Annotated in this window: 19 protein-coding genes; 10 read left to right on the forward strand and 9 right to left on the reverse strand. The window is 51.2% G+C overall.

Annotation, left to right across the window (positions count from 1 at the left end; genetic code table 11):
• Positions 1-196 precede the first annotated feature (196 nt).
• On the forward strand, positions 197-709 hold the full coding sequence (locus AC2YIT_RS25055; protein ID WP_487281002.1) for a hypothetical protein: 513 nt from the start codon (positions 197-199) through the stop codon (positions 707-709).
• Positions 710-724: 15 nt separating this feature from the next.
• Here AC2YIT_RS25055 and AC2YIT_RS25060 read toward each other — a convergent pair whose 3' ends face one another.
• A complete protein-coding gene (locus AC2YIT_RS25060; protein ID WP_487281003.1) occupies positions 725-1,084 on the reverse strand; it encodes a hypothetical protein in 360 nt (119 codons plus the stop codon).
• Between the two features lie 389 nt (positions 1,085-1,473).
• On the opposite strand from AC2YIT_RS25060, the gene AC2YIT_RS25065 reads away from it, so the two are divergent.
• The 3 genes from AC2YIT_RS25065 (at position 1,474) to AC2YIT_RS25075 (ending at position 3,975) form a co-directional block, all read left to right on the forward strand.
• Positions 1,474-1,908 (forward strand): hypothetical protein, encoded by a 435-nt coding sequence (locus tag AC2YIT_RS25065; RefSeq protein WP_430847042.1) that lies wholly within the window; start codon positions 1,474-1,476, stop codon positions 1,906-1,908.
• 243 nt (positions 1,909-2,151) lie between these two features.
• Entirely contained in the window at positions 2,152-2,559 is a 408-nt protein-coding gene (locus tag AC2YIT_RS25070; RefSeq protein WP_487281004.1) for a Dabb family protein, read from the forward strand.
• A gap of 171 nt (positions 2,560-2,730) precedes the next feature.
• Positions 2,731-3,975, forward strand: a complete 1,245-nt coding sequence (locus AC2YIT_RS25075) for a hypothetical protein (protein WP_430847046.1) — start codon at positions 2,731-2,733, stop codon at positions 3,973-3,975.
• A gap of 23 nt (positions 3,976-3,998) precedes the next feature.
• On the opposite strand, the gene AC2YIT_RS25080 is transcribed toward AC2YIT_RS25075, so the two are convergent.
• The 8 genes from AC2YIT_RS25080 to AC2YIT_RS25115 form a co-directional block, all read right to left on the reverse strand.
• The gene (locus tag AC2YIT_RS25080) at positions 3,999-5,732 is read right to left on the reverse strand and encodes a tetratricopeptide repeat protein (protein ID WP_487281005.1); all 1,734 of its coding nucleotides are present in this window, start codon (positions 5,730-5,732) and stop codon (positions 3,999-4,001) included.
• 184 nt (positions 5,733-5,916) lie between these two features.
• Positions 5,917-6,357 carry a hypothetical protein gene (locus AC2YIT_RS25085; protein WP_487281006.1) on the reverse strand — a complete coding sequence of 147 codons (441 nt, stop codon included), beginning with the start codon at positions 6,355-6,357 and terminating at the stop codon, positions 5,917-5,919.
• Between the two features lie 95 nt (positions 6,358-6,452).
• Positions 6,453-8,231, reverse strand: a complete 1,779-nt coding sequence (locus AC2YIT_RS25090; protein WP_487281007.1) for an NRDE family protein — start codon at positions 8,229-8,231, stop codon at positions 6,453-6,455.
• Positions 8,219-8,725 carry a hypothetical protein gene (locus AC2YIT_RS25095; RefSeq protein ID WP_487281008.1) on the reverse strand — a complete coding sequence of 169 codons (507 nt, stop codon included), beginning with the start codon at positions 8,723-8,725 and terminating at the stop codon, positions 8,219-8,221. The genes AC2YIT_RS25090 and AC2YIT_RS25095 overlap by 13 nt, the downstream gene beginning before the upstream one ends.
• Before the next feature lie 63 nt (positions 8,726-8,788).
• Positions 8,789-9,184, reverse strand: coding sequence for a DoxX family protein (locus tag AC2YIT_RS25100; protein ID WP_487281009.1), 396 nt, complete (start codon positions 9,182-9,184; stop codon positions 8,789-8,791).
• Positions 9,184-9,624, reverse strand: coding sequence for a YHS domain-containing (seleno)protein (locus tag AC2YIT_RS25105; RefSeq protein WP_487281010.1), 441 nt, complete (start codon positions 9,622-9,624; stop codon positions 9,184-9,186). Before AC2YIT_RS25105 ends, AC2YIT_RS25100 begins: the two co-directional genes overlap by 1 nt.
• 15 nt (positions 9,625-9,639) lie before the next feature.
• Positions 9,640-10,107 carry a YHS domain-containing (seleno)protein gene (locus AC2YIT_RS25110; protein WP_487281011.1) on the reverse strand — a complete coding sequence of 156 codons (468 nt, stop codon included), beginning with the start codon at positions 10,105-10,107 and terminating at the stop codon, positions 9,640-9,642.
• A gap of 2 nt (positions 10,108-10,109) precedes the next feature.
• The gene (locus tag AC2YIT_RS25115; RefSeq protein ID WP_487281012.1) at positions 10,110-11,396 is read right to left on the reverse strand and encodes a spondin domain-containing protein; all 1,287 of its coding nucleotides are present in this window, start codon (positions 11,394-11,396) and stop codon (positions 10,110-10,112) included.
• A gap of 138 nt (positions 11,397-11,534) precedes the next feature.
• Here AC2YIT_RS25115 and AC2YIT_RS25120 point away from each other — a divergent pair, with 138 nt between their 5' ends.
• From AC2YIT_RS25120 to AC2YIT_RS25145, 6 genes are all read left to right on the forward strand, one after another.
• Positions 11,535-12,239 (forward strand): response regulator transcription factor, encoded by a 705-nt coding sequence (locus AC2YIT_RS25120; RefSeq protein WP_487281013.1) that lies wholly within the window; start codon positions 11,535-11,537, stop codon positions 12,237-12,239.
• Position 12,240: 1 nt separating this feature from the next.
• Positions 12,241-13,707: a sensor histidine kinase gene (locus AC2YIT_RS25125; RefSeq protein ID WP_487281014.1), complete on the forward strand. Its 1,467-nt coding sequence runs from the start codon at positions 12,241-12,243 to the stop codon at positions 13,705-13,707.
• Between the two features lie 183 nt (positions 13,708-13,890).
• Positions 13,891-15,738 carry a chloride channel protein gene (locus AC2YIT_RS25130; RefSeq protein WP_487281015.1) on the forward strand — a complete coding sequence of 616 codons (1,848 nt, stop codon included), beginning with the start codon at positions 13,891-13,893 and terminating at the stop codon, positions 15,736-15,738.
• A gap of 68 nt (positions 15,739-15,806) precedes the next feature.
• The gene (locus tag AC2YIT_RS25135; protein ID WP_487281016.1) at positions 15,807-16,382 is read left to right on the forward strand and encodes a hypothetical protein; all 576 of its coding nucleotides are present in this window, start codon (positions 15,807-15,809) and stop codon (positions 16,380-16,382) included.
• A complete protein-coding gene (locus AC2YIT_RS25140; protein ID WP_487281017.1) occupies positions 16,383-18,512 on the forward strand; it encodes a cation:proton antiporter in 2,130 nt (709 codons plus the stop codon).
• Positions 18,513-18,616: 104 nt separating this feature from the next.
• Positions 18,617-19,588 carry an aldo/keto reductase gene (locus AC2YIT_RS25145; RefSeq protein WP_487281018.1) on the forward strand — a complete coding sequence of 324 codons (972 nt, stop codon included), beginning with the start codon at positions 18,617-18,619 and terminating at the stop codon, positions 19,586-19,588.
• Positions 19,589-19,604 lie beyond the last annotated feature (16 nt).

Here is a 19,604-nt window from a genome sequence, read left to right on the forward strand (position 1 = left end):
GCAGCGACGCAGTTTGAATGCTGCCGAGGAGTTTTGAGGTGAAATTTGATGGAGCTATCAATGAAACTATCATTGAGATAGTAATAAGACCCTGCACTATGCCAGCACTTGAGAGGAGATGGTATTTATTATTCGGTATCCAATCTGTGGTCAATTGCTCCTATAATTGTCATATTCCACCCCTTCTCAGTAGACGATGAAAGTTTTTTCTATATGTTTTTTAGCGGTGTTATTGTGCTATACCGCAAATTCTCAGCCAGCTTCAAAGCTATCTCAGGCTAATATCGAACTTGCTCTATTAAAAACTGGCGTCTTATTGAAGCGTCAGACGAAGAAGGCAGGCTCATTTCAGGACATCGATTTCTATCGACTGGACATAGAAGATGTTGCGACAAAGACGAAGTACTCTGGTGTAAGAGTTGAGTATGTTCAGTATGAGAGAGCTTCACTGTTTATTGATTCTGACGAATTGCGGACACTTGTTAAATCACTTGAGTTGTTTCGAGACAAGCGGTTTGATCCGACGCCGAATGTCGATTATAAATTTCTTTGTCGAGGCGGACTCGAAATGGAATTTGGTTGGAGTGGAAATAAATGGGGGGTGTTCATTAAGTTGGAACACGGGAGCCGGAAAAAAGAAGTCTTTATCTTCGAGGTAGTCGATATCTTGAAATTATTGAACATCCTTGCCGAGGCCAGCTTGCAGTAAGTCCAGAGATCTAGACTAGGCGTTCGACTGGCTAATCAGTTCCAGGTAGGTTTTGTACTCGTAGCCGGTCATGTCGGAAATCTTCTTTGATATCAAGAGGTGCTTCCAGCCAGGGGCGAGTCTTGCGTGCTCTTGATCAATCACAAAATTTATCTCTGGCGAGAAAGCTTTCACTTTTTCGACGAAATCACTTCTACCTCCTGAAAGATCGACATAGGACAGTCCGGATTTCGCCAGGAGATTTTTAAATTTATCGCGAATTGACATTATGCTATGCTCTCCCATTCGCTGAATTTCGGTTTCGATTACACTTACTAGCTCTTTCAAGCTGTCGAGGTGTACATCTTCGTTACGGTTTTCGTAGGATAGTCGCATGTTGGAGGGGATTTGTTTGGTTGTTTACGTTAGTAAGTAATCTATTCTGCTTTCTCCTCATTCGACTTATTAAACGGTCAAAACGCTGCATGCACCGGTCCAATAGCGCATCGCGGGTAGATCTTAATACCTGCTATGCGAAGTCCAGCGGAAATCGTCATGGTATCACTCGATTGGCAATGGAGAACCCTTCTACCGTTGCAGATTCATCGAAAGTTTTTGGCGGCCGGGCATGAGTCAGTCTCAATTTATATCTGCTACCGCTCATCCCGGATGGGAAGTGGCTTTTTTGCGCCAGTTACCTCGGAGTTACAAAAATTTTCTCTCAACAAAAAGTAGCTTTTGAAACCTTAGTATATTTCGGGCATATCCTTAAAATACACTTCACTTTGAAAAAGCTAATTTATCTTTTTGCGACGTGCCTGGCATTGTTAACCGCTTGTTCGAAAGATCCAAAGCCTGATCGGGCGACGCCATTTATTGGAGATTGGAGGACAGAACCGGCAGACTCGGGTATCTTCAAATTTCAGACATTTTGGAAAATTGAACGAGGTGGTCCGAATATGTTAAACATTGCTACCAGTGATAGTGTTTTGACAATGGATGAATTTCTCCCCTCTTTTGCAATTGAAATACCGGTATACAATGTGAAAATTGACGAGCCGGGCAAAATGGTACTTAACTATACCCGTGCCAGCTCCGGCGTAATTTTTACGTACAAAGGAACGGCAAACCTCATTGACGAAAAACTGATTGCCACAATGCAAACTACAAGTAGCGAAGATGGACTTATAAGTTCCAGAACCTTGATATTTCATCGATAAACGTCTAATATCGTTTGAATGAAAACCGGTGTTTAACTTCGAAAATGACCCTCCGGGCTTTCAGTAGCCAGCTTTCCTTCCTATCTTCGACCGCTTCATCAATCTATTCGCGGCCGTGGATTTTGTTTCATAGCCGTTCATCGCGCGCCTTACCGGTGAGCCCTTGTTTGTAGCGAGAAAGTCAGGTTGTTTTTCGCCGAGGACTATGCATTTTTAATTTTCCAATATATCTCAACACTTACTATGACAAATTCCCGTCGTAAATTCATTGCAAGCTCTGTCACGCTTGCAGCAGGCGCTGCGGCGTCTGTGGCGGCCCCGGCTATCCCGGCGAAAAGCAAAACCCCCTTGGTCCATCACGTGTTTTTCTGGCTTAAAAATCCTGGTTCGGTGGCCGATCGTGACCGGATCATCGAAGGTCTGAAGACATTGCGAAAGATTGAGGCGATCAAGGAACTTCGCATTGGCGTGGTGGCGAGCACCGAGAAAAGGGATGTCGTGGATAATAGCTGGGCGGTGTCCGAACTGATGTTTTTCGAAGACCTTGCCGGCCAGGCAACCTACCAGGACCACCCGATCCATCAGAAATTTATCAAAGATTGCAGCCATCTGTGGGACAAGGTGATCGTGTACGACGCGATGGATGTTTAGGTTATTGACGCGATAAAAACTTCGTCAAACGAGCCGGCTTTTTCCAGATATTGATCGGCCTCGGTTTGTGACAGTCCAAACGAAATTTTTAGGCCCATACAACGATTTAAGCAACTCGTTGCCTCTTTGTGATGAACCTGCAATCACCGCAGGCTACATCTGGAACCATCGATGCTTCGATTTTTAAGTGTATTTGTTTTGCTGGTTGTATTGGGTTCGGGTTCCCGGGCTCAGGACACTACATCCGTCACATTTACGGAAGAGCATAGCCCTGTGGTGGAGCAGCGGTTTATCGACCGCTATGAGAATGTATTCATGACCAAAGTGCCTACGCGGAAGATGTTCAAGCTGGGGTACTCCTCAACGACTTATAATGGGATTGGGTTTAGCGCCACGTTTGAATACAAACTCTTGCCAGCCATGTCCGTAGAAGCGGCACTAACTTCGCGGACAAACCGGCTGGGGAGCGTTATCACCATCGATCGTTTCGAACGGCAATTGAGTGGCAGAAATATGTTTGCGAGTATCGGAAGCAGGTGGTATTTTGAAATGAACAAGCGGATTGCCCGACAGCAAAGTGCCAATAATTTCAGTGGAAGTTATCTGGGGGTCGCGTATGAAAGGTCACTCGCCGCCATACAGAGTGAGCGGCCCAGGCAACATTTCAGTGTCGCATATGGGTTTCAAAGTCGGTTCCTGTCGAACGGATTCCTCGATTTTTCGCTGGGTTTGTATTATGTCACACCATACTTATCATTATATGGAACCGGTAACGTGCCGTTGCCTGGCGTCCGCACCGGAAACGCCGTGATCGCATCCCGCTCGCTCCTCGGACTTGCCTTCGGTGATTGGAAGCGAAACAGCACGGGCCCGTTATGCGATGTTTTACATTGTGACTATTTTGTGAAACAGCATTTTAAGATCAGACTGCCAGATGTGAATGTCAGCCTTAAAAATCAGTCGATCAGAGGCGAGGTGAGCTATGAGCGGAAGTTGGGAAAGAGCCCTTTATCCGTTAATCTGGGCATTTGGAATGAAACAACCAATTCTTCATTTGGACGCAGTTCTTTCTCAGCGATCGTGGAAGCGCAATTTCGTTGGTACTATCTGCAAAAACGCCAGTTACGAAGGGGGAAAGCGTCCGATAATCTGTCGGGCCTGTATGCAGGCCCTCTGTTTGCATACAATTATGCCCGATCCGCTATCCGTTTTGTTGTACCGGTTGATCCACAACGTGGCGTTTTCAGTTCCTGGGATACTTCGGCAGGGATTTTAGCTGGTTATCAGCAACGTTTGTTCAACAAACTTTATTTCGACGCGACGGTTAGCTATTCAGGATTGAGCCTGCAAAAACGGTTTTTCAAAGTAAATTATGGCGAACTCCAAGCCAAAGCAGGGATCGGCTTTGCATTTTGAAAACCCATCCCTGCTTCAAAACCTTAATCTGCAATGCTGGACGACGCCGCAAGTTTAATGTCGGCATGCTGCCAGGCTTTATCAAACGCGGATTTGACCGCCTGCGCTTCGCCGGTGTTTTTCTGTTGTACCAAAGCATTATGGAGACCTATCAATGCCCAGCCGTTTTTCTTCCAGGTCAGTAGGTCCTGACGATAGACACGTTCCGCTTCTGCGTTCTTTCCGGCTTTGAGTAATACTGCTCCGAGGTGATGCCGGACGGAGAAAAACCAGTCGGGCGGTTCGTTATAGTTGAGGTTATCTTCGAGGGCGATGGCCTCCCCAAGCAGGGCCGCCGATTTGTCGAGCTGGTTTTGCTGTGCGGCGATACCGGCCGATAATACCTTGGAGGCGATTTGCACGAGGTCGACCGAAGTATTGATGTTCCAGACCGTGATGTCTTTGAGCGTCGTGTCGGAAGCCAATGCGTTGAGCGACTTCATTTCTTCCTGTGCATGGGGCAGGTCGTGTTTTCCCAGAAAGGCCATTCCTCTTGCGTAATGCCAGATTGCCCGCGGATAAATCAGGTCCTTACCCGGGCTGGGTTCGGCCAGCAGGGTATCCCACATCGAGAATTTTGCTGCTACATAATAGGGGATGGTATAATAGTGCTGAAGTGTGCCCCATCCCGGCTGGCGCATTACCTCCTTCGCGGTATAATGCTGTACTTTCCGCGCAGCGTGCCAGGCCTGCCTGGAGTTGCCTTCAAGGGCGGCGGTAGCCACCAGGAAGTGGTAATTGTGCGGGAAATAGGCGAGCGGGTAGGCGCCTTGCGCGTGACAGGCGGTGATGTAGTTGCTGTCCGCTTTGACTGAACTTACATTGGAAAGCGAGCCTAAATGATAGTCGCCCGTGAGGATGTAAATATGCGACGGCATGTGGAGCAGATGGCCGGCACCCGGAACGAGCGAATCGAGTAACGCTGCCGAGGCCAGCGCTTTTTCCGGCGTGGCGGAGGCCTCCACGGCGTGTATGTACAGGTGATGCGCGCCCGGATGCCGCGGGTTCTTTTTCAACAGGCTTTCCAGGACGGCCAGTAGCGCCGGCGTCCAGGGCTTGGACGCTTTTGTTTTTTTGTCATATAAATCCCACGGGTGCAGGTCCATTTGCGCCTCGGCGTACAATGCCCCGATGTCGGGATCGGAAGGGAATTGGTCGTACACTTTTTTCATCACAGCAGCGAATGCGATATCCAGCGGTGCCCGGTTGGCGGGAGGGACTTCCGTGTACCGCGCGGTCAATGCCTCGATCAACGCCTTTTCTTTGGGAGTACATTGGGTTGCCAGTTTTTGTGCTTTTTGAGTGGCCGCCCAGGCCCGCTGAAAGTTGTCGGGCTCCATCCCTGCATTGTAATTGGGACCCAACACGTAGGCATAACCCCAGTAAGCCATAGCGCAGGTCGAATCGAGCCGGGTGGCCTGGAAAAACGACCGGGCCGCCTCGGCGTGGTTGAAGCCGTAGGAGAGCATCAGGCCCTGGTTGAAGTAAGCCTGTGCCTCAGGACTGGATGTGGTAATCTTGAAATCGATGCCCTTCAATCCGTCGAGCATGGGCGCTTTTTTGCCGGAACTATACCATTCGGCATCGGTGGTTTTGGGGTTGTAGCAAACCGTAATCCGCGCTGTGCTATCCGACGCCGGTTTTTCCGCTTGCTCCTTCTTTTTGAAGCAAGACGAAAGGAGTACAATCAATGCGAGGTAACAATGGCCATGCTTCATGAGTGCAGAAGTTTGAGTCACAGATCATGTAGAAGGAAAGTAACCCGCGAAGTGCGGTACGTGCAAATTAAGAAAATATCGAACTGGTAATGAGGTGGTTGAGGGGTTCTTAGTGAACGGTTAATGAGTGTCGGTAGAGCGCCCGCAAAGAAGTTTGATGAATAACTCTGGATGGTATACGCTTCTATTTTTTCCTCACATACTTGTTGACTGCGCCCAGGCATGACTCAATCGTCATTTCATCGCCTATTTGCGTAATGATCAGTTTCGGGCAGGCCAGGCAATCGACGAGGCCGCAATTTTCGTTGTAGGGCACATCTTTCTGCGGTTTTACCTTAAATACATTTCCGTTTATCTCATATTCAGATATTGCGCAGCAAGACCCGTATCCGTCGTATAGCATCACGCCGTCGAAACGTATTGAAAAGGCCTTTTGTGGCTCGTTGGTCATGTCTTTCACTACCGTTGAGTCGCCCGACGTGTATCGGGATTCTACCAGGTGCCATTTGCCGACGATGCCCGCAACCTCTGGCATAGGCTGCGGCTCAGGTTCTGCGCTTTTATCGCGTTTACAACCGGTAAATGCCCATAAGAGGAGCAGAAAGAGAAGAATTAGTCTTTGCATGATGTAACTGATTTATAACTTAGACGCATTTGGTGTATAATGCGTTGTAAGGCAATGGGCCGCTTCCTTCTTTAAAATGCCTACTAATGTTAAAATCACGCCTTCCGCATCAACTTCAAATACCCCTTATGCTCCCTTACCATCGCCCACCCATCCCTGAACGTCATCTGCGGTACGCCGTTGCGCATGTTCGCCATGCTGATTTCCAGGAGTATCTTCCAATGCCGGTAAATCTCTTTCCAGGCGAAGAACAGCGAATGCCTGGGGTCGTAAATGTGCGTTGGTTCGCTGGCGGCACCGTTGAGTTCGATAATGGAAAAATGTTGCCCGGCTTCGAGTTCTTCCCAGCTTTTGAAACGGATATCCAGCCGACCGAAATGGAAACCAGGTATTCGCACACATATCCGGTCGATCGCATTCGTGAGCGCAGGCGTAATGCGATGGCGTTCGTCGGTGAATTTCGAGCCGCGGCTGTGGTTGCCGTAGGGCACGAGGCCCACTTTTTCACCGTCGGCGGGGATCTCTCTCATTTTCGAACCCCAAACGGTATTCAGGGCTGGAAGTTGCAAGATAGCCCGGTCGCTTTGCGTGATCAAAGTGAGTATGTCCGATTTCCCGTCGCCGGTAACGCTCAAAAACGCTTTCCCGACGATTCCTGAAATGTGCCCGTTTTGTTCGCCGGGCATCCGGTAGTAGAATATGCCGGCTTCATTCGGGTAGTCGATATAGGTTTGCAAAAGGAAGTCGACCTGGCTGCGCTGGCGATAATCTTCAACATCGGCTTCATTTTTCAGGAGCTTCACCTGCACACCGCGTTCGCCGATATCGGGTTTGGCAATTAATGGAAATTTCAGGGAAGAATTATTCAATAGCATCTGTACTTTTCGCTTCGGGATTCCCGCTTCGCATAGCAGGGTTTCAGGGTACGAACCCTTGGGCATAAGTGCGTAAATCCTGCTCTTGCGTTCTCCCGCAAAACCCGCATACCGCATCGAGGGATTGGCTGCGCCGAAAAAACAGACTGCACGCGCCTTTATGCTGAGCCGGAGCCACGGAAATATCATGGGCAGGTAAACGCATTCCAACGGCCAATATTCCCAGTTTCGGAGGCGGATCAGGAAGCGTTTCGCCTTCCAGCGGAGGCTGTGGAACGAAGTGTCCCGGTGTGGGATGACGGGGGCCGGTCGCGTCACTGATGTTTTTCCGGTCCGAAGGTCGTGGTAGTGCATGACGGGCTCGGGGCTGGTCAGATCGATGGACGTGACGCTCACGGTAGCCATGGCATCCCGATGTCCGTGGAAGCTCTGGCAGGCATCGAATGTGATATCGTTTTGTGTGTGAAAATCCAGAATGCTCTTCATATTGACGGCCGTGCTGCCATACCATTGTTGCAGCTTTCGGACCCGCATTTGTCGGGCTTCTTCACTGTATAATGTCGCCGAAGACCATATATGCGGCTGGCGCGCGTCGAGCTCGTTACGATGCTTGCAGGTACCGTCCCAGGTACAGCGCACGAGCCTGCCCTCTGAGAACAGGATGAGCGTAAAGGGTTCGATACTTTCCAGAGACATCGTTTCAAAGCAATCAGCCGGAGAAGCTGCCTGCACAATTTCCAACATAACCAGGCCCCGGCTTTTGCGGTAGGAAGACATGCGCACATGATTTTTGAAGCCTCCGTTGAGCAGCACCGCTGCGTCGCCCCGTCCTTTCAATGCGATCCACGTGCCGCCGGCCTGGGCGTCTTTCGGGTAGGTGAGCGCGCCGGGCAAGCTGCGCGTTACGGGCGGCTCCGCGGGCGCACGATCGGTGCGTTCATCCCGGTTGGATGTCAGGAATGCACCTTTCCCGGTTGGAATGTAAGTTACAGTGCACATTGGGCCTGGCGGTATCGGATGGTGGAGCTGGCTACTCCGAAACTCTCCGGCAGTTGCAGCGCCGTGAGTTCCCGGATGCCTATTTTCATCAATGCCATATGATGTACCGCGTGTTCGAGATTGTAAACCAACTCCCGTTCATAGTTGGTGACAACCTGGAAACCGGTATCACCAGCCTCGGTGGCGGTGGTTAGCAGAAGGGCTTTGTTTTCCTTGCCCATCGAAGCCGAAATCCGGCGTAATGTGGTCAAAGCGAGTTCCCGTCGTTGCTCAATGGCCTTGTCCCGCAGCCTGGCGTCGTAATTTACGTAGCCTGTTTGATAACCGCGATCGAGCTCGGTAAAGAACTCGATCACGTGGCGTACGTGCCCGCCGAGCGAAGCACCTGAGAGTACCGGCAGGCTGCGCTTGTATTGCTCGTCGGATAATGCGTCCAGCATCGTGCTGATCTGTGCCAGTGCGGTTTCGATTGATTTTGTAAGTTGCCTGTTCATGTCGTTCGTTTTGAAATGGGGGGACAAAAACAATGCCCGTTTTGAGAAGATGGGGTTTGCGTGTCAGCTGTGGAACTTTACACCCGAAATGCTGCTGCGGTGCCAGTATACGAGCACCAAACAGGTAATAAGCACGGTTAGTGCCATAACAAAAAGCTTGCCCGAGTCGTTTTGTACCACGATGCCAAGGCGCGTAAGATGCATGAAAACGGCGCCTGTCATCACGCCGATGCCGATCAGGGCACCGTAGGCGGTGGTACGGGGGATGAGGATCAAAATGGAGGCGATCAGCTCTAATACGCCTACAAATATACGTCCCCAGGGCTCCATGCCGACTGTCGAAAAAATATAGACGGATTCGGGTGCTGCGGAAAATTTGAAATAGAGGGTCTGCAACATAATCACTGCCGCTACCAGCCGCAGCAACCAGGACCATTTCGGGTGCGTTTGCGTTTTCATCACTGCTTGTCTTTGATCAATGGCCATTGCATATCTGCTTTTTCGATGAGTTCTTCCCGTTTTTCCGACCAGTTGTTTTTGACTTTCATATTATAATTGAAATACAACTTGTCGCCGACGATCGTCCATGTCTCTGCTTCGGTGGGCGCTTTGTGCCCTTCGGAAGTGCCGTAGGCGCAGTAGCCGCCATATTGCGGCACGTACATGTCCGGAGCCGCTTTGAAGGCTTCCAGATTCGCGCGGGTAGCGAATAACCAATCGGCGTTCTTGTAATGATAGGTAAGGCTATCGGCACCTTGAACGGGTCTTGCGTCTTTGAAAAAGGCGACTACGTCATACCCTTTGATGGCCTTTCCCTTCGGCGCGAAAATTTCGGATTTCTGTGCAAATGTTAGGTGGGCGGCGAGCGTGAATGTCGCTGCGAATAGTACTTTGTTCATAGGTGTCGCAAGTTTTTAAGGCACAAACTTCATCCAGTTGCGATCGGCCTGTGTTTTCAGGCTTGCCTCGTCCTGGTTCCAGCTTTTGAGCGTATTATTAAAGAATTTGTTGTAAAACAGATAGAGCTTCCCGTCCACGATCTTGAACGTTTCCGGATCAATCTCTACTTTTTCTCCTTTCTTACCCATGGCATAGGCGCACCAGCCGCCGAACTGCGGCTCATAGCGTCCGGGGTTACGCATGAACTCGTCCTTGTTTTGCTTCGAGCCGAAGCGGTAGGTAACCCCATTATAGTTGGCAGAAAGATCCTTTTTGCCTTCGATGGCCTTGTTCATAGTAAAATAGGCCACCGGGTCATAGCCCTGTATCGCAAGACCGGACGATTCGAGGTTGTACTGTTTTTTACGAATCTCTACATTCTGTGCGAAGGTGGTGCCCGCTATCAGGAGCAGGAGTAAAAGGATATTGATTGGTCTCTTCATTGTTATTGTAATGTGACTTTAATGATATTGTTGATCGCCGGAAGCGTCGTGAATTTGTTCGGGTTGGGAACTGGTGCGATGGCTTTACTCTCATTCAATGGTGTGCCCGCAAGATTGAACTGCGTAATGCCTGCGCCGGGGAACTGGTCGATCGCCGTGCCGTTGTCATACAGTCCCACCGACCCCGAGACATCTCCGCTGGCATTGCCGTCGATGTCGGTGCCGCTCGTTGCAAAGAACCAATCGTTGGAAAAGCCGTACATAGTAGCAATGGCGATACGGTCTCCGGATGCGAGCATAAGCGGCTGTGAAACCTTGCCGCCCGCATTTCCGCCGATTTTAGGCAACAATACCGTACTAGCAGGTTCTTTAAGCACATAGACATTTTTGATACCCGCCTTCATTTTCAATGCCGCGGCCAGGACGTCGGCATTACCTTTCTGAGCAAGTTCTTTCAAGCCTTCGCCCCGGTCGTTTTCACCGGCTTTAAAAAATGGGTTTTCACTGCCATTGTAAATAACAACCAATACTGGTGAAAGTGGCGTAAAAATACCGGTTTGAGAGGTTAGCCAGGTACTCATAGGAGCGTTGTCGCCGGCTTCGGCAATGCGGGTCAATGCTTCTGTCGTGGCTTTGCCCTCGGAATAAACAGGCTCAGGCAGAAGCAGGTTTCCCCCGGCCACATAAGAAATCGCCCATGCTCCCGGGCTGAAAGGCGTTTCGTTCGCGGTGCCGCCCGACTGGTTTTTAATGGTAATGGTAAACATTGAATTGCCGTCATAAGTGAGCGACACGTTCATGAGTTGAGAGGCGGGCAAATAGGTGTGGCCGTAGTCGTCCATTCCTGCCACTTCCTTGATATTGCGGGGTGTAGCTTCGGCCGTGCCTGGGTGCGTTACGCTCATGCCGGGCGCCTGATTCACGCGGGAACCGTTGTCCCAGAGTTTGATTTGCGCGGAAACGTCGCCGGTAACGGGAGTGCCGCTGTCGTCGTATAGCCTGATCCCAGGATTGGCAGGGGCGAAAAACAGGTCGTTGCTCCAACCGTACATGGTGGCGAAGGTAAGGCGCTGGTTTTTAGCCGCTGAAAATGAGAACGAAACCGATTGTCCCGGCAATATTACGGGCGGAGTGCCGGTACCTTTGAAAGTGCCCGATTGCACGAGCGGTTTCGCGTCGAGTACGTTTTCAATGGTCAAGGTTTTGGCGGTAGGCTGCGGGCCGTGGTCGTCGGTGCAGGCTCCGAAAATGAAGGCGGTCAGCGACAGCCCGAGGAATGATCTGATCATGTCTGTTTCCGTTTTGAATCGTTGGATGATGCAAAGCAACAAACACGGTATCCCGGCGGCGTCACGGAATTATAACAAAAGTATCACAGCGGCATTCCGCGCTGTTTTATTTGTAAACTTTGCAGAAAATCAGCGGATATGGACACCAAAAATGTGCTGATCGTCGAGGACGATACCAACATTACCGAATTGCTTTCGATACACCTTTCGGACCTGGGCTGCAAAGTGGTTTCGGAAAAAAACGGGCAGAACGGCCTCGCGCGGGCGCAGGACGAAAATTTTGACCTCATTATACTCGACGTAATGCTACCCGGCCTGAACGGCATGGAAATTTGCCGGAAAATCCGGCAGGGCGACCGGCAGACGCCTATTATGATGCTAACCGCGCGGTCGGAGGAAATAGATAAGGTAATGGGCCTCGAAACCGGTGCCGACGATTACCTCACCAAGCCATTCAGCATTCGGGAGTTTATAGCCCGGGTGCGGGTGATATTCCGGAGAAGCGAGGAAAAGGCCCGTTATGCAGCACCGGTGCCGCAACTCATCAGCATTGCGGGGTTGGAAATCGATATCGATAAGCGTAAAGTAATGCTGCGAGGAGAGCGGCTGGATTTGTCGCCCCGGGAATTTGAATTGATTGTTTTACTGGCCTCCAATCCGGGGAAAAGTTACAGCCGGAAGCAACTGCTGAGTCTCGTTTGGGGCTACGATTTCGAGGGGTATGAGCACACGGTCAATACGCATATTAACCGTTTGAGAGGAAAAATCGAGGCCGATGCTTCCAATCCTGTATTTGTATTAACTACCTGGGGCATTGGCTACCGGTTTAACGAAGATCTTTGAAATGTCAGTCAGAACCATCGGAGGAAACCTTCTCTTCTGGAAAATAAGCGGCGTTTTCGCCAGCCTCCTGATTATCCTGGGCATCATATTTGTCATGATCGCGTCCCGGTTTTCAAAATCGTATTATATGACGGCCCACCAGCAGTTGTACGGCGGCATTGCCCAGCACCTGGCCACATTTACCCAGCCTATTAAAAATGGCAAGCCTGATACCACGGTCACGCACGACATCATCCATTCCACCATGGTAGCCAACCCGAGTGTGGAAGTATACCTGCTCGATACGCTGGGGAATATCACCGACTACGTGGTACCTCAGGCCTCGGTGCAGATGAAGAAGGTCGATATGGCGAAAGTGCGGGAATGGCTGGCCTCGGATGCCGGCAAACCCATGGGCGACAATCCGAAACATCCCGGCGAAGCCAGTATCTTTTCGGTGGCGCCGGTGTTCGAAAACGGGGTGAGAGTCGGGTATGTGTATGCGGTGCTTGCGAGTGAGACCCAAAAGCAGATTCTCGCCTCGCTGACCGACGACCTGAATTTCCGACTGGCCGCCTATATATTTTTCGCTGCACTGCTCGGTGCATTTGTCGTAGGGATTGTCACGTTCTTTCTGATCACCGACAGCATCTGCAGTATTGCGGGGGTTGTGAAACGGTTCCGGGATGGCGATCACGCTGCGCGCGTGCATGGGTACGCAACGGGGAATCTTGGGGTATTGACCTCCACATTCAATGATATGGCCGATGTGATCGTCGATAACATCGAAAAGATCACCGCTACCGACCGGCTCCGGCAGGAGCTGATCGCCAATGTCTCCCACGATTTGCGGACGCCGCTTTCGATTATGCAGGGGTATGTCGAGACGATGATGATCAAAAAAGATACGCTTTCGGAGCCGGAGAAAGAGCGGTATTTGTCAATTGTTCAGGAAGGAACGCGCAAGCTTTCGGGGCTGGTGGATCAGTTGTTTCAATATTCGAAGCTGGAAGCGAATGTGGTGTCGGTACAAAAAGAGGTATTCCCCTTGGATGAACTGGTTTCTGACATTCTCGGATCCTACCAATTGAATGCGGACGAGCGAAACATCCGGTTATCCCTGGAAACAGTTCCCGCTTTGCCGCCGGTGCTAGCGGATATCGCATTGACGGAGCGGGTGTTTCAGAACCTGCTTGACAACGCATTCAAATTTACCCCTGACGGCGGACAGATTACCGTGCGCCTCGTAGCGTTCGGCAACGGAGTCAAAATCCGGGTTGCCGACACGGGCGTGGGCATAGCAAAGGTTTATCAGGAGCAGATTTTCGAACGTTACAAACAGGCGGAAATGTATCCGTCGGGGCAGAAGGGGATGGGGCTCGGCCTGGCAATCGTGCGGAAGATACTCGAACTGCACCAAACCACGATCGAGGTGGTCAGCGACAGCGGAAAAGGCGCCGCTTTTGAATTTGTAATGCAGCGGGCATAATCACAGGTACTATTGCTTCAAATGCATTCCAGCGGATTGCCCTGCAAAGGTTGCCCTGCAAAGGTTGTCCCGCAAAGGTTGCCCCGCAAACGTTGCCCGGCAAAGGTTGCCCCGCTCAGATTTTTACCTTTACTTTAACCGGGCTAACCGGGGCGTATTGTAAAGGAGACTAAGCTGATTATTGTGAAACAGGCGACTATTAAAAAATTCCGCTCATTCCTGAAATTCAAAAGGGGGCTGACGGCGTATAGTTTACGAAAGTTCAAACTCTATGAAGTCATCATCTTTTGGCTTAAAAGCATTCTCACCAGGTCGCAGTTTCTGATATTATCGGGGATATTGGTGGGGTGTAGTGCCGGCCTGGCAGGTGTAGTCCTCAAATCGCTCGTACACGCGATTCATAACCTGATCACCCACAAGGTACATTTCGAAACGCAGATTTTCTTCTACGCGGTATTCCCTTTCCTGGGGATTGTGCTCACATCCCTCGTCGTAATCTTGTTCTTCGGCGGTAACGATCGCAAAGGCATACCGGCCATTTTGCATGAGATCGCTCAAAATTCCAGCATAGTGGCTCCGGTGAAAATGTATTCCCAGGTGGTGCAAAGTGCTATTACCGTGGGGCTTGGCGGTTCTGCCGGTCTGGAAAGCCCTATCGCGGTAACGGGTTCGGCAATCGGGTCTAATTTCGCACAAACCTACAAACTCGACTACCGCGAGCGTACATTGTTGTTGGCAGCCGGTGCGACGGCCGGAATCGCTTCTGCTTTCAACGCGCCGATCGCCGGGATGATGTTCGCCGTTGAAATACTGCTTACCGGTGTGGTGTTCACCGATTTTATCCCCCTCGTATTGGCTGCCGTCTGCGGCAATGTACTTTCCAGGATGCTGCTCAATGAGGAAACGCTCTTCCATTTCAGCAGCCGGCATCCGTTTAATTACCACAATCTGCCATTTTACCTCGTATTGGGTGCATTGTGTGGACTTTACGCCCGGTATTTTGTGGTGATCGGGCATCAGGTCGAGCGTTTTTTTGCCAGGCTGAAAGGCGGGAGGTTGAGAAAAGCCATGATCGGAGGCGGCATGCTGTCGGTTCTTTGCGTGCTGTACCCGCCGTTGTTCGGGGAGGGTTATGAAACCGTCAAGGCGATGGTCAACGGGCAGGTAGGGGAGTTAATGGAAAACAGTTTTTTCGGTATTGTCGGCGGGCAGCGGTGGGCGGTTGTGGTGTTTCTCACGATTGTTTGCCTTCTGAAAGCGTTTGCCAGTTCCATCACCATTTTCAGCGGCGGCAACGGGGGGAATTTTGCGCCCTCGCTTTTTGCAGGTGGTACGCTCGGGTTCGTGTTTGCATTGTTCTGCAATTTCATCGGTATTTCCGATGTGCCCGTGGCCAACCTGGTACTGGTAGGCATGGCGGGCGTCATGAGCGGCGTGCTTTATGCCCCGCTAACGGCCATATTTCTGATTGCGGAATCCAGTTCGGGATACGACCTGTTTATTCCCCTGATGATAGTAGGTGTGATGTCTTTCCTGATCTCCAAATGGTTTTCTCCCATTTCCCCCGATTTGCAAAGGCTGGCCGACGAAGGCAAAATATTCACCCGGGAGCACGACCGGAACCTGCTGTCCCAATTGAATACGCTGGATTTTATAGACAAGGATGTACCCGTTGTAAATATTGACCTGCCATTTGAAAACTTCGTGGACGCATTACATGAGAACAGGCATGATTACCTGGCAGTGGTGGACGGGGAAGGGATTTTTCGCGGCTTGATCCTCGTGAAGGAGCTTTATCCTTACCTGTTTACGACGGGAAATGAAGCTGATTTATCGGTCGCATCGCTGGTGCGTCAGCCACCGGCGACCGTCGCGGAAAACGAGCCCGTTGCGCGGATCGTCACTCAATTTGACCGAACCGGTTCCTGGCATTTGCCGGTCGTTGATTCTCAGGGCCGTTATATCGGTTTCATTGCAAAATCCAGATTGCTCGACCGCTACCGTAGCCTGCTACAAGCGCATTCGGGTTGATTTTGCCTTTGTTTAAAAGAATACTTTTTTAACTTGCCAGCCTGCATTTCCCACCTGAACCACCTGCTATGGCATTTAACAGATACCTTTTTGCTACCCTTATCGCCGTCGGCCTGTTAATGGGCTGCCAGGACAAGGAAAGAGCACACGAGCTCGATGTGCGCGAGCAGAGCTTACTTGCGCGGGAGAAAGAATTTGCAATTAAGGAAGCTGATTATCAGTCGCTTTTGCGCATGCGCGATAGCCTGCTTACACGGCCGGACACGGCTGTTGTGATCCAGCGCTGGCCTGATGACATTGCCGGACTCTGGGCAGCCAAATCCGTATGCCGGGAATCCAACTGCAGCGAATATGTGATCGGGGACCTGCGTTCCAACACCTGGGAGTTTGTGAGTGACTCCACCGGGCTCTACACGCGTGTGATCAATAATAACAAGGTCGTCAGGGTGTTTTCTGCGAAATACGACAGCACCAGCATTCAGCTGCAGTATACCAGCGATTCCTCGGCGGCCAAAAATATGGAACTGAGCGTGGAACTGGCCCGCGATAACAAGAATCTGATCAAAGGAATGCAAACCACGAGCATCGACAAGTCCTGCACCGCGAAATTTTCCATTGAGCTAAACCGCTTAACCAACCGCTAGATGATGACGCTGCTTAACCTCCACATCGGCAGTTTACCGATCGAGGACCCGGTATTGAAGTTTCTGCTCGAACTGATCATCATTCTGAGCGCGCCGCTGCTACTCAACAAGATCAAAGTCCCCCACTTGCTGGGGCTGCTGATCGCCGGTGCCGTGGTAGGTCCTAACGGCCTCAATCTCCTCTCCCGCGACAGCAGTGTGGTGGTAACCGGTACCACCGGCCTGTTGTACATCATGTTCCTGGCCGGGCTTGAAATCGATATGGGCGATTTCAAGAAGAATATGGGCAAGAGCATTACGTTCACCGTGTTTACATTTGCCGTCCCGTTTATATTGGGGTTGCTGGGAGGGTACTACGTGCTGCATTTTTCGATGCTTACTTCGGTGCTGTTTGCCAGTCTTTTTTCTTCACACACGCTCATTGCCTATCCGATCGTGAGCAAGATGGGGGTGGCCAAGAACCTCTCCGTCAATATCACCGTAGGGGGAACCATGCTGACCGACGTGCTTTCACTGCTCGTGCTGGCGGTGGTGGTGGGGATGACCCAGGGAGAAGTGAACAGCGCATTCTGGCTCCGGCTGGGCCTTTCGGTAGCGGCATTCAGCCTCACGGTGTTATTTGTTTTTCCAATTATAGGAAGATGGTTTTTCAAAAAGGTCGATGACAAGATATCCCAATACATATTTGTACTGGTGATGATCTACCTGGCGGCTGTACTGGCCGAACTGGCAGGTATCGAGGCCATTATCGGCGCTTTTTTTGCCGGACTGGCACTCAACCGGCTCATCCCGCACACCTCCGCGCTCATGAACCGCGTGGAATTTGTCGGCAATGCTATTTTTATCCCCTTCTTCCTGATCAGCGTAGGTATGCTGATCGATTTTACGGTGTTTTTTAAAAGTCTCGAAACCCTGGGTGTTGCTGCCGTAATGCTCGTGGCCTCCATTGGCGGGAAATACCTGGCGGCGGTGTTCACGCAAAAAACGTTCAGGCTGACAAAGGATGAAGGGATGATCATTTTCGGGTTGAGCTCCGCTTCGGCGGCGGCAACGCTGGCGGCTGTGATGGTGGGTTATAACATCATTCTTTCTGAAACCGAGACTGGTGAACCGGTGCGCTTGCTGAGTGAGCACGTGCTCAATGGCAGTATCCTGCTGATCCTCATTTCCTGTACTATTTCTTCGTTCGTGTCGATGTCGAGCGCGGCCAGGATTGCGGAGGCCGATAATGAGGCTACGGCATCGGGTGCGAATTCGGAGATCGAGAACATCCTGATCGCAGTCAATTATGAAGATGCGGTAGAAAAGTCAGTGAACCTGGGTCTGCTCATCAAGGCGTCGCACAACAAAGACAGGCTGTTCGCATTGAACGTAATCAACGACGAGAAAAACGAGTCGTCCGTCAGGAATGCGGAAAAGACGCTCCACACGGCGGTAACCGTGGCTGCGGCAGCCGACGTTGAAATCCGGCCGCTTACCCGGTACGACAGTGATGTGCCTACCGGCATCAGTAACGTGATCAAAGAGCAGAAGATAACGGATCTGATTGTAGCCTTGCAGCCGGGCAAAGGCTTAACGCCCTCGTTCGTTTACAATCTCACCAACGGCTATTTGCAGAATGAAAATGTGAATACGCTGATTTACCATGCGGCTCAGCCCATTTCTACCATTAAGAGATACGTTGTCCTGATCCCGCCCAGAGCAGATAAGGAACCCGGCTTTTTTCACGCGCTGCTGCGGGTATGGAATATCGGGAAATCGTCGGGTTCGGAAATGGCGTTCTACGCCAGTGCGCCGATCATCAGCATTATCGAAAGGGTGGCGGGAAAGTCGGCTATCGAGCTGTCGTTGCACACGATCGACTATTGGGGGGAAGCCGAGCAGGCAGCCGCTTCGGTTGCGGCGGATGAAGGGCTGATATTGTTCATGGCCAAACGCGGCATGGCGTCCTTTTTCCCAAGAATGGGCCAGATGCCCGATTTTCTGAACCAGTACGCGCTGGAAAACAACTTCCTGCTGATTTACCCATTCTCGCAGCAGAATTCGGATGAAACCGAGAAGCGGTCGGTAAGCAATCACGACGATTTTGTGGAGATCGGCCGGATGATCGGCAAGATTTTCCCAGGTTAGGCATCGTCCCGGCTGATCCGTACAAGCAAGTAAATTGAGCCGTGGAGGAAATCGGCTCGGTGTGAAAACAGGTCATCTTTGCATTGTTAAAATCAACAAAAAAGATGACCACGATAACCAAAATGAACCTGGGCCAGAACGGTCCGCTTGTTTCCAAACTCGGATTGGGCTGTATGCGCATGTCGCCCGTTTGGGGAGGTCCGGCAAACGACGAATCCGAAAGCATTGCTACGATTCAAATGGCGCTGGATAACGGTATTAACTTCCTTAACACCGGGGACTTCTACGGCGCCGGACACAACGAGTTACTGGTGGGTAAAGCCATCAGGGGACGCCGTGACGAGGCTTTTATCAGCGTCAAGTTCGGGGCCGTTTTTTACAATAATCAATGGCTGGGACTGGACCTCCGTCCGATAGCCATCAAGAACTTCATCAACTATTCGCTGGTACGTTTGGGGATAGATACCATCGACCTCTACCAGCCATGCCGCCTCGATGGCAGTGTACCGGTGGAAGATGTGATCGGTACCGTCGCCGACCTGATCGCCGAAGGCAAGGTCCGTCACCTGGGCATTTCCGAAATCAGCGCTGCCCAATTGCGCGAGGCGCACAGCATCCATCCGGTAACCGCGCTGGAAATAGGCTATTCGCTTGCCGACCGGCAGATTGAAAGCGATTTGCTGCCGACGGCCAGGGAACTGGGCATTGGTGTGGTGGCTTTTGCCAATACCGCGGAGGGGCTTCTGACCGGCGATATGAAGGCCCCGCTTCCGGCAGGCAGTTACCAGCATCATTTTTCGCGTTTCCAGGGCGAGAACCTGATCAAAAATCTGGCAACGGTGGAGGTGTTGAAGCAAATGGCCAAAGAAAAAGGGTACACGCCCGCGCAATTGGCGATCGCCTGGGTGAATGCGCAGGGCGAGCACATCATGCCGCTGGTGAGCATGAGCCGGCGGGCACGGCTTCCCGAAAACATGGAAGCGATGGGAATTACGTTCACCCCCGCGGAAATGGAGGTGCTTAACACGCACTTTGCTCCGGGAGCAATCGTCGGCGGAACCTATCTGCAACGATAACGGGATACTTTCAAAC

The sequence above is a fragment of the Dyadobacter sp. SRI_021 genome (assembly GCF_057586235.1).